Genomic DNA, 9,486 nt, shown 5'->3' on the forward strand with positions numbered 1-9,486 from the left:
CCCGCGGACGTTGCACTCGCCGCATGACCCCAGCAAGCCCCAATCACCCCAAACCCGACGGGGGTGCCTTGACGAAGGACATAGAGGCACCCCCCGTCGGCCCCCATCGCCGCGCCGTTCCGGCAAATCTGCGCAAACATCACTTGTAAGCCAAAATGGTGTTCGGCCTGATTGCTCCCCGCCGGGAGCCGGCGATGGCTAAAGGGGGCCAGCGATGGCTGTGGAAATTCCTCCGCTCCTCAAGCCCTCCCGGCTGAGAAGCCGTGGAGGCCTGTTCGGTGAGTGCCTGGCAGAGTTCCTCGGGACGTTCGTCCTGATCTCGTTCGGGTGCGGTGTCGTGGCCACGGCCGTCGCGGCACTGCCCGGGTCCGGGCGCGCGGCGACGCCCACGACCATCTTCCTCGCCGCCGGCGACTGGCTCCTGATCACCTGGGGCTGGGCCTTCGCCGTCACCTTCGGCGTCTACGTGGCCGGCGGCGTCAGCGGCGCCCACCTGAACCCGGCGGTCACCCTCGCGTTCGCCGTGCGCCGCAGGTTCCCCTGGGCGAAAGTGGTGCCCTTCTGGGTGTCGCAGGTGCTCGGCGCCCTCACCGGTGCCGCGCTGGTCTACCTCGTCTACCACGACGCGATCAGCGCCTTCGACGCCGCGTCCAAACCGCCCAAGGTCGGCGGGCACACCGAGGCCACCTTCTCGATCTTCGCGACCTTCCCGGCGCCCTACTTCCACGGCGGGACCTGGGGGCCGCTGATCGACCAGATCGTCGGTACCGCCTTCCTCGTGATGCTGATCGTCGCGGTCATCGACCTGCGCAACACGGCCGTGGGGGCCAACCTCGGGCCGTTCATCATCGGCCTCGTCGTCGCCGCCATCGGCATGTCCTACGGCGCGAACGCCGGCTACGCCATCAACCCCGCCCGTGACTTCGGGCCGCGGCTGCTCACCTGGTTCGCGGGGTGGAAGAGCTACGCGTTCCCGGGGGACGGGGCCTGGTTCAGCGGCTACTGGTGGATTCCGATCGTCGGTCCGCTGGTCGGCGGCGTGATCGGTGTGCTCGTCTACGACCTGTTCATCGGCGACGTGCTGCACGCCCGGCTCCAGCGGGGTGAACTGCCCGAGCCCGGACGCACCCGGCCCACCGTGGACGAGGGCTGACGGCCGGGGCGGTCAGGAATCCGCCGGCGGCTCCGCCTGCCTGCCCAGCCGCTCCACCAGTTGCTGCGCCTTGGTGACTCCCGTGTCGATCTGCTCGGCGTACCTGCCGTCGGTCCGCTCGTCGATCAGGTCGCCGGCCTTCTCCAGGCCGCTGTCGAGGACATCGCCGTGCTGCCGGGCGATGTCCTCGGCCTTGTCCTTCGCCTTCTCCGCCAGGTCCTTGAGTCCGTCGAGTCCGCCGAGTGAATCGAACATGCCGGAATCGTCACCGGAGACGGCCCGTCCGGGCAAGACGGCGCCTGAGGCACCGGCGAGGGCGTGAACGGAGCGCGCGAGCACGTGAAGTACCGTCACGAGCCAGATGCCGATCCGGGACCCGACGGTCGAGCGGCCCCTTCACCCCTGGAGACACGCCATGAGCACCAGTCCCCTCCTGACCGGTCTGCGCGAGCGGCTGCCCGAGCTGCGCGCACTGTACGAGGACGTGCACGCGCACCCGGAGCTGTCCTTCCAGGAGGTACGGACCGCGGCCCTGGTCGCCGAGCGGCTGCGGGCGCAGGGCTGGGAGGTCACCGAAGAGGTCGGCGGCACCGGGGTGGTGGGCGTGCTGGCCAACGGGGACGGTCCGGTCGTCCTGCTGCGGGCCGACATGGACGCGCTGCCGGTCACCGAGCGGACCGGGCTGCCGTACGCGTCGACGAACGAGGGGGTGATGCACGCGTGCGGGCACGACATGCACGTGGCGTGGCTGCTCGGGGCGACCGGGCAGCTGGCCGCCGTGCGGGACGGGTGGCGCGGGACGGTGGTGGCGGTGTTCCAGCCGGCCGAGGAGGTGGGCGGGGCGCCGAAGATGCTCGCGGACGGGTTCGCCGACCGGTTCCCGCGGCCGGACGTGTGCCTGGCCCAGCACGTGGCGGGCGCACCGGCCGGTCTGGTCGGGACCCGGGCCGGGGCGTTGATGGCGGGCGCGGACAGCCTGCGGGTCACGCTGTTCGGGCGGGGCGGGCACGGGTCCACGCCGGAGGCGACCGTCGACCCGGTGGTGCTGGCCGCCGCCGTGGTGCTGCGGTTGCAGACGGTCGTCTCCCGGGAGGTGGCCGCGGGCCAGCAGGCCGTCGTCACGGTCGGCTCGATCCACGGCGGGACCAAGGACAACATCATCCCGGACAGCGTCGAACTGAAGATCAACATACGGTCCACCACAGCGGCCGTACGGGAACGGGTGCTGGCGGCCGTCGATCGGATCGTCCGGGCCGAGGCCGCCGCCTCCGCCGCGCCGCGGGAACCGGAGATCGTCCCCGTCGACTCCTTCCCGGTCACCCACAACGACCCCGAGGCGACCGAGGCCGTCCAGACCGCGCTGGCCGCCGAATTCCCCGGGGCCACCTTCGAGTTGACGTCGCCGGTGCCCAACAGCGAGGACTTCGGCGCCTTCGGTACCGCCCTCGGCGCGCCCTCCGTCTTCTGGTTCGTCGGCGGCACCGACCTGGCGCTCTACGCGGACGTCGACCTGGAGGCCCTGGTCCGCGACGGCATCCCGCCGCAGATCCCCTCCAACCACTCCCCGCACTTCGCCCCCGTCCCCGACCCGACGATCGAGACGGGCGTACGGGCGCTGCTCGCGGCGGCGGCCCACTGGCTGACCCCCTGACACCCCTGCTTCACCGGGGCCCCTGGTCCAGGGCAGGGCGCAGGTCCGTGCGCCGGCGAATGCCCAACTTGCGGTAGGTGTGCGTGAGATGGGTCTCCACGGTGCGGCGGGCCAGGTGGAGCAGCGCTGCGATCTCCACGTTCGTGCGTCCCTCGGCGGCGAGTTCCGCGATCCGGCGCTCGCTGCCCGTGAGAGAGGCGGCGCCGGTGCGGCGCCGAGGCGACCGGGCTCCGCCCTCCCGCAGGCTCCCCTCTGCCAGCTCCACCAGCCGTACGGCGCCCAGCCGTTCGGCGAGTCCGGCGGCCTCCCGCAGACAGTCGCGGGCGCGGGCCGCCTCGCCGGCGGCGGCCAGCTGGCGGCCGAGCGCCAGCAGGGCCAGCGCCGGTTCGGTACCGGCCGGACCGGCGTCCCGCAGCAGTCGTACGGCCTCCTCGGTGAGTTCCAGGCCGCGCCGGCCACCGGTGGCCTTACCGAGGACGCGCAGCGCCCGGCCCACCGTGCGCGGGGTGTCCCAGACGCGGGCCAGCCGCAGCTCCTCCTCGGCGAGGGCGATGGCCTCCAGGGGGCGGCCGAGCGCCAGCCGGCACTCGGCGGCGGCCGTCCGCCAGGGGGTGACCAGCGGGCTGACCACCTCACGGGCCACCTGGCGGCGCCCGCACTCCAGGAAGTCGAGCAGCGCGGCGGCCGGGTCGCCGGCGGCGGCCCGCACCACTCCCCGCGCGTAGAGGAACCGGTTCAGCTCCCAGGAGTCCGCCGCATCCCGCAGGTCGAGCCCGGCGACCAGTTCCATCGCCCGCGCGGTGCGGCCCGTCTCCACGAGGGCGACGAGCAGGTGCGCGTGTGCGTTGGTCGGCGCGAGCGACTCCGGGACGACGACCGGGCGGGTGTGGTCGGCACGGGCCGCCGCGATGTCCGTGCGGCAGTTGATCAGGGCCTGGTGCATGGGGTGCAGCAGGTCGGGGCGCTGCCCGGCCAGGCCGCGGTCCACCAGCCGCTCCGCCTCGTCGAGTTCGTCGGCCCACTGGGCGACCGTGGCCGCCGTACCGACCAGGAACGGCTCGGTGAGCGGGTCGGCGGGTGCGGCGAGCAGGGTGCGCAGCTCCCGCATCGCCTCCCGGGCCGAGGTGAGCCCGGCGGACGCCGAGTGCCGTACGAGCAGGGCCCGGCCCGCGGTGCCGACCAGCTCCGGGGAGCGGTCGGCGGTCTCGGACAGCCGCCGGTACAGCTCCTGCCGTACCTCCTGGTCCTGGTCGGACAGGAGCACGGAGGCGGTGTGCAGGGTCCGGGTCAGGTCGGGGCGGCCGGTCAGCTCGCCGTCCACGGACCGCAGCAGCTCGACCGCCTTGCGGGTGCGGCCCCGGCCGGTCAGCGCGGTACCGAGGGCGACGGCCGCACGCACCCGGTTCTGCGGGGTGGCGGGCAGCCGGACCGCCTCGGCGAGCCGCGGTATCGCGGCGGAGGAGCTGGGCGCCGCGTACTCCAGTGACCCCAGTTCGGTCAGCAGCCGCTGCCGGTGGTCGTCGGCGAGGGGTTCCTCCAGGGCGCGGCGCAGATAGGCGACGGCGTCCTCGGCGCGGTCCTCGTACAGGGCGAGGGCCGCCGCGTCCTGGAGCAGCGGCGGTACCCAGGAGGCGCCCACCGGCCCGGTCGACAGCAGCCGGCGGGCGACGGCCTCGGCGGGCGCGTCCTGGCGCAGCATCGCCTCGGCGACGGCCCGGTGCGCGGTGCGGCGGCGGGTCGCGGGGACGCCGGCGAGGACCGCGTCGCGCAGCAGGGGGTGCGGGTAGTGCGGACGGCCGTCGGGACCGAGGGTGAGCAGGCCGAGGTTGGTCATGGCGGTGAGCCAGCCGGCCACCCGGGTGGGATCGGCGTCGGCCAGCTCGGCGAGGAGCGGGGTGACTTCGTTGTCGGGGAGGCCGGTGCCGGGGTTCTCCTCCAGGACGGCGAGGGCGCGGGCGACCTCGGTGGTGGCCGGACCCGCGCTGTCCAGCCACCAGCGGACGGCCGCCGGGTACGCGCCGGGGTAGAGGGCGGCGGTCGTCTCGGGGACCTCCGGGTGCCGGGCGGTGCTCAGGTCGTCCAGGAGGGCGCGCAGCAGCAGGGGGCTGCCGGCCGCCGCGTGCACGCAGTCGTCGACCCAGGACCCGGGTGCGTCGGGGAACCGGTCGCGCACCCGGGCGGCGGCGGCCGCGGGGGTGAGGGGGGCGAGGGTGTGGGTGCGGACCAGCGCCGGGGGGAGGGTGTGGGCGAAGCCGGGGGTGGGCGGGTCGAGGTCGTACTGGCTGCGCTCGCTGACCACGAGGAGGATCGGTAAGCGGTCTATGTGCCGTACGGACTCCACCAGCCAGCGGTGCGAGGGGGCGTCGGCGAGGTGCACGTCGTCCACGCAGACGAGGAGGGGGGAGGCGTCGGCGTAGGCGCGCAGCAGCCGCCAGAGTCCGGCGGCGGTGGACCGCTCGTCGCCGTCTACCGCGAGGTCCGCGAACTCCGGTACCGCGCCGAGGAGTTGCAGGACGGTGGCGAAGGAGATGGGGGTGTCGGCCGGGGAGCAGCGGGCGCGGAGCGTGCGCAGGCCGAGGGCGGTCGCCTGGGCGGCGGCGGCCTCCAGGACGGTGGTGCGGCCGGTTCCGGTGGCGCCCCGGAGCAGCACGAGCCGGCCGCTGCCGCTCCGCGTGCGCTCGGCTTCCTCGGCCAGGAGGGCGATGGCGTCGGCGAGTTCAGGGGACGGATGGGTCATTCCTGGCTCCTCGCGGTGCGCTGGTGGGTTCTGAGGGTTAGAGGCGGTGGGGATGGGACAGGTTGTGGAGGGCCGCGGGTGGGGCGGGGTTTGTTGCGTGGACGGCACAATCGATACGGGTTGTGGATGTCACCGGGGCGCCGGGGTCGTGGTTCGGCCGCGGGCCGGTGGGGGTCGTTCGCGCAGTTCCCCGCGCCCCCAGACAGGTGGGACCAGTGCACCCACCTGCTTTTCAGGGGCGCGGGGAACTGCGCGACCAGCCACCACGCACCCGCGGCCGAAACACCACCCCCTGCGGCCCTCACCCCGCCGCACATCTCGTGGTCCCTGTCGTGGTGGTCCACGATTGTCCCTGCCCCTTTGGTCACAGCAGGCTGGAGTAATCCCGCCTGTCACCGTTCCCTCAGGGGTGACGGGCACGTGTCCATAGGGGAAGCGGTTGCCCAGCCACAGCTCATCTGCGCCGGTCGGGCGCACGCCCGTCACCGTGTACGCACCGGACCCCATCTCCCGTGAGGGCGCGCTCAGCCAGCTGCGCCGGCACCCGGAGATCGAGGTCCGCGAGGAGTCCGAGGGCGGCCCCGGCACGGTCGCGCTGCTCATCAGCGACGGCCTCGACGAACCGGTGCTGACCAGGCTGCGCCGGGTGGTGCGCAGCGAGGGCGCGCGGGCCGTGCTCGTCGTCGGGGCGCTGCGCGAGACGGAGTTGCTCGACGTCATCGAGTGCGGGGTGGGCGCCATCGTATGGCGCCACGAGGCCACCGAACTCCGGGTCGCCCAGGCGGTGCTGGCGGCTGCGCGGGGCGACGGCGACCTGCCCGCCGATCTGCTCGGCAGGCTCATCAACCAGGTCGGCACGCTGCACCGTAACGCCGCCGGGCGTCCGGGCGCCCCGGCGTCCGGACTGTCCGCCCGCGAGGTGGACGTACTGCGGCTGGTCGCCGAGGGGCTCGACACCGGTGAGATCGCCAGCAAGCTGTCCTACTCCGAGCGCACCGTCAAGAACGTCATGCACGGGCTGACGACCCGACTGCATCTGCGCAACCGGGCCCACGCCGTGGCCCATGCCCTCCGTGAAGGCTACATCTGACCGAACGGGCAGCGGGCACCGGCTCCGGGGCAGCGCGGTCTGCCCGGCGGTGCCTGCGGGGCGCCCCCGGCGGGCGGCAGGATGGAGGGTGGGCGTCAGTGAGCAGGGAGCGGTGAGTTCGGCGTGATCCACGAGGTGGACCAGGTACTGCGGAACCTGCTGACCGGGGGCGCGCTGGAGGGCTCCGGCATCGACGTCTCCTTCGACGCGCCGACCCGGGACTGGTCGGCGCGCCGCAACGGCCCCGTGATCAACACCTATCTGTACGACATCCGGGAGGACGTGAACCGGCGGCAGCGCGGGCACATCGACATCCGCGACGAGCGGGACGTCGTCGTCAAGCGCCGCCAGCCGCCCCGCTGGTTCCGGCTGTCGTACCTGGTGACGGCGTGGACCAAGCGGCCCGAGGACGAGCACCGGCTGATCAGCGCGGTGCTGGCGACCCTGATCCCGAGGGAGCTGATCCATCCCTCCGAACTGCCCGGATCGCTGGGCGCCTTGGGGCTGACGGTCCCGCTGTCCTGCGCCGGCATCCAGTCCGAGGCGCGCTCCCTCGCCGAGATCTGGTCGGCGCTCGGCGGCGAGCTGAAGCCGTCCCTGGACGTGGTGATCACGGCACCGTTCCCGGCCTACCCGGAGTACGACGCGGGGCCGCCCGTCACCGAGGGCGCCGCCGTCCGGGTACGGGACGGACTGGACGAGACCGCCCCGGTGCTGGAGGAGCGGGCGCACCGGCCCGGCCAGGTCGCCGAGGCCCGCGCCGCCCGGAAGGGGCGCGCGTGACCCTGGACGTCTCCCTGGAGCCGGTCGCCCCGCTGCTGGCCAGGCTGGCCGGCCTGCGCGAGCGGACCGCCGCCCTCGTCGAGCACCGCTCGGCCGGCGACCCCACGGCCACCGACCCGCTGCGCGGGCTCTACCTCTCCGAAGAGGCGGTACGGCACCTCCTGAGCCCGGCGCCGGAACCGGCAGAACTGCCCTCCCTGGGCGAGGACTTCCCGGACCGGCTCGCCGAACTCGCCACCCGCCTGCGCCTCACCCACCTCGACGCCGCGATCCTCCTCATCGCCCTCGCGCCCGACCTGGACCGCACCTTCGAGCCGCTGTACGGCTACCTCAACGACGACGTCGGCCGCCGTCGCGCCACCACCGGTCTCGCCCTCGACCTGTACGGTGTCCCCGCCCACCTCGCCGCGGCCCGCGCCCGGTTCCATCCGAGCGCCCCGCTCACCGCGCTCGGCCTGCTCAGCGTGGAGGAACCCGAACGTCCCTTCCTGAGCCGCTCGTTGCGCGTCCCCGACCGGGTGCTGGCCCACCTCCTGGGCGACGACACCCCGGCCCCGGAACTGTCCGGACTGCTGCGGGAGCCGTCGTACGACGAGTTCGCGCCCGATCGTGACGACGGCGGCGCGGAGTTCGTGCGGCGGCTCGCCGGGTGGGCCGGGGGAGGGGCCGGGTTCGTCTATCTGCGGGAGCGGCGGGAGGGGGAGGGGCTCGGGTGTGCGGTGGCGGCGCTGCTGCACGCGGGGACGGCCGCCTGGCGCTGTACCGCGGCGACCGAGGAACAGGTCCCCGGGCTGCTGCTGGAGGCGCGGCTGAGCAGGCGGGCGCTGCTCGTCGAGGCCGGCGCCGACCCCGGCCCGCTGGTGAGGGCGCTGGGCGCCGCCGGGGACGTCACCGTACTGCTGACCGCCGCCCGCCCCTACGACCCCCAGTGGTGCGACCACCGCGACCCCCTCGTCCTGGAGGTACCCTCCCGGCAGGCCTCCGCCCTGGACGCCTGGGCGGCCGCCCTGCCGGCCGACCTCGGTTTCGACCTCGCGGCCACCGTCGCCCCGTACCACCTGGGCGGCGACCGGCTCGCCCGCGCGGCCCGCGCCGCGCGGGACCTCGCCGCCTTCGACGGAACCCCGCTGGCCGCCGGGCACCTGCGGCTCGCCGCCCGCCAGCAGTCGGCGTCCGGGCTCGAACAGCACGCCCGCCGGATCCGGCCCGCCGTCGACTGGCGGGACCTGGTGCTCCCCGAACGCCCGCTCACCGAACTGCGGGAACTCGCGCTGCGGGCCCGGCACCGCGACCGGGTGCTCGGCGACTGGCGGCTGAGCGCCGGCGGCGGCCGGGGCCGCGGGGTGCTGGGACTGTTCGCCGGGGAGTCCGGGACGGGCAAGACGCTGTCCGCGGAGGTGGTGGCGGCCGAACTCGGCCTGGACCTCTACGTCGTGCAGCTCTCCTCCGTCGTCGACAAGTACGTCGGCGAGACCGAGAAGAACCTGGAGCGGATCTTCACCGAGGCGGACCGGACGGACGCCGTGCTGCTCTTCGACGAGGCCGACGCCGTCTTCGGCAAGCGTTCCGAGGTCAAGGACGCCCACGACCGCTACGCCAACCTGGAGTCGGCGTACCTGCTGCAGCGCCTGGAGGCCTTCAACGGCATCGCGCTGCTGACCACCAACCTGCGGGCCAACATCGACGAGGCCTTCACCCGCCGCCTCGACCTGGTGATCGACTTCCCGTTCCCCGACGAGGAGCAGCGGCTGGCCCTGTGGCACCACGGGCTGGCGCACGTCCCGAGCGAGGAGGACATGGACCTGCGCCCGCTGGCCCGGGACTTCGAGCTGGCGGGCGGTTCGATCCGGAGCGCGGTGGTGACCGCCGCCTATCTGGCCGCCGGCCGTGCGGAGCGGGTCTGCGCGGCCGACCTCCTGGAAGGCGCCCGCCGCGAGTACCGCAAGGCGGGCCGCCTGGTGCCCGGGAGCTGGTGAACCGCTAGGGTGCGTTTCAGAAGTGGATCTTGATGTGTCAAGATCCACTTCGTGGGGAGGCACGATCTGACGAATGCGCAGTGGGCGAAGCTGGAG

General features: G+C 74.0%; 7 protein-coding genes. 5 read left to right on the forward strand and 2 right to left on the reverse strand.

The features are described 5' to 3' along the window. The first annotated feature begins 214 nt into the window (after nt 1-214). Entirely contained in the window at nt 215-1,153 is a 939-nt protein-coding gene (locus AB0958_RS43080; RefSeq protein ID WP_366895952.1) for an MIP/aquaporin family protein, read from the forward strand. A gap of 12 nt (nt 1,154-1,165) precedes the next feature. Here the strand turns inward: AB0958_RS43080 and AB0958_RS43085 are convergent, their stop codons facing one another. After that, nucleotides 1,166-1,408 carry an antitoxin gene (locus tag AB0958_RS43085; protein ID WP_366895953.1) on the reverse strand — a complete coding sequence of 81 codons (243 nt, stop codon included), beginning with the start codon at nt 1,406-1,408 and terminating at the stop codon, nt 1,166-1,168. Between the two features lie 160 nt (nt 1,409-1,568). On the opposite strand from AB0958_RS43085, the gene AB0958_RS43090 reads away from it, so the two are divergent. Further along, a complete protein-coding gene (locus AB0958_RS43090) occupies nt 1,569-2,804 on the forward strand; it encodes an amidohydrolase (RefSeq protein ID WP_366895954.1) in 1,236 nt (411 codons plus the stop codon). A 10-nt stretch (nt 2,805-2,814) separates the two neighbouring features. Here AB0958_RS43090 and AB0958_RS43095 read toward each other — a convergent pair whose 3' ends face one another. After that, a complete protein-coding gene (locus AB0958_RS43095) occupies nt 2,815-5,541 on the reverse strand; it encodes a LuxR C-terminal-related transcriptional regulator (RefSeq protein ID WP_366895955.1) in 2,727 nt (908 codons plus the stop codon). 439 nt (nt 5,542-5,980) lie between these two features. Here AB0958_RS43095 and AB0958_RS43100 point away from each other — a divergent pair, with 439 nt between their 5' ends. The 3 genes from AB0958_RS43100 (at nt 5,981) to AB0958_RS43110 (ending at nt 9,390) form a co-directional block, all read left to right on the forward strand. Then, nucleotides 5,981-6,631, forward strand: a complete 651-nt coding sequence (locus AB0958_RS43100; protein ID WP_366895956.1) for a response regulator transcription factor — start codon at nt 5,981-5,983, stop codon at nt 6,629-6,631. Nucleotides 6,632-6,754: 123 nt separating this feature from the next. Then, nucleotides 6,755-7,414 carry a DUF4255 domain-containing protein gene (locus AB0958_RS43105; RefSeq protein ID WP_366895957.1) on the forward strand — a complete coding sequence of 220 codons (660 nt, stop codon included), beginning with the start codon at nt 6,755-6,757 and terminating at the stop codon, nt 7,412-7,414. Further along, entirely contained in the window at nt 7,411-9,390 is a 1,980-nt protein-coding gene (locus AB0958_RS43110) for an ATP-binding protein (RefSeq protein WP_366895958.1), read from the forward strand. The genes AB0958_RS43105 and AB0958_RS43110 overlap by 4 nt, the downstream gene beginning before the upstream one ends. Nucleotides 9,391-9,486 lie beyond the last annotated feature (96 nt).

This window comes from Streptomyces sp. NPDC006655, from assembly GCF_040703965.1.
GTDB lineage: Bacteria > Actinomycetota > Actinomycetes > Streptomycetales > Streptomycetaceae > Streptomyces.

Excerpts from the sequence above, each read along its gene's own strand:
- AB0958_RS43095 (WP_366895955.1), bottom strand. The coding sequence starts at position 5,541 with ATGACCCATCCGTCCCCTGAACTCGCCGACGCCATCGCCCTCCTGGCC.
- AB0958_RS43085 (WP_366895953.1), bottom strand. The coding sequence starts at position 1,408 with ATGTTCGATTCACTCGGCGGACTCGACGGACTCAAGGACCTGGCGGAG.
- AB0958_RS43090 (WP_366895954.1), top strand. The coding sequence starts at position 1,569 with ATGAGCACCAGTCCCCTCCTGACCGGTCTGCGCGAGCGGCTGCCCGAG.
- AB0958_RS43080 (WP_366895952.1), top strand. The coding sequence starts at position 215 with ATGGCTGTGGAAATTCCTCCGCTCCTCAAGCCCTCCCGGCTGAGAAGC.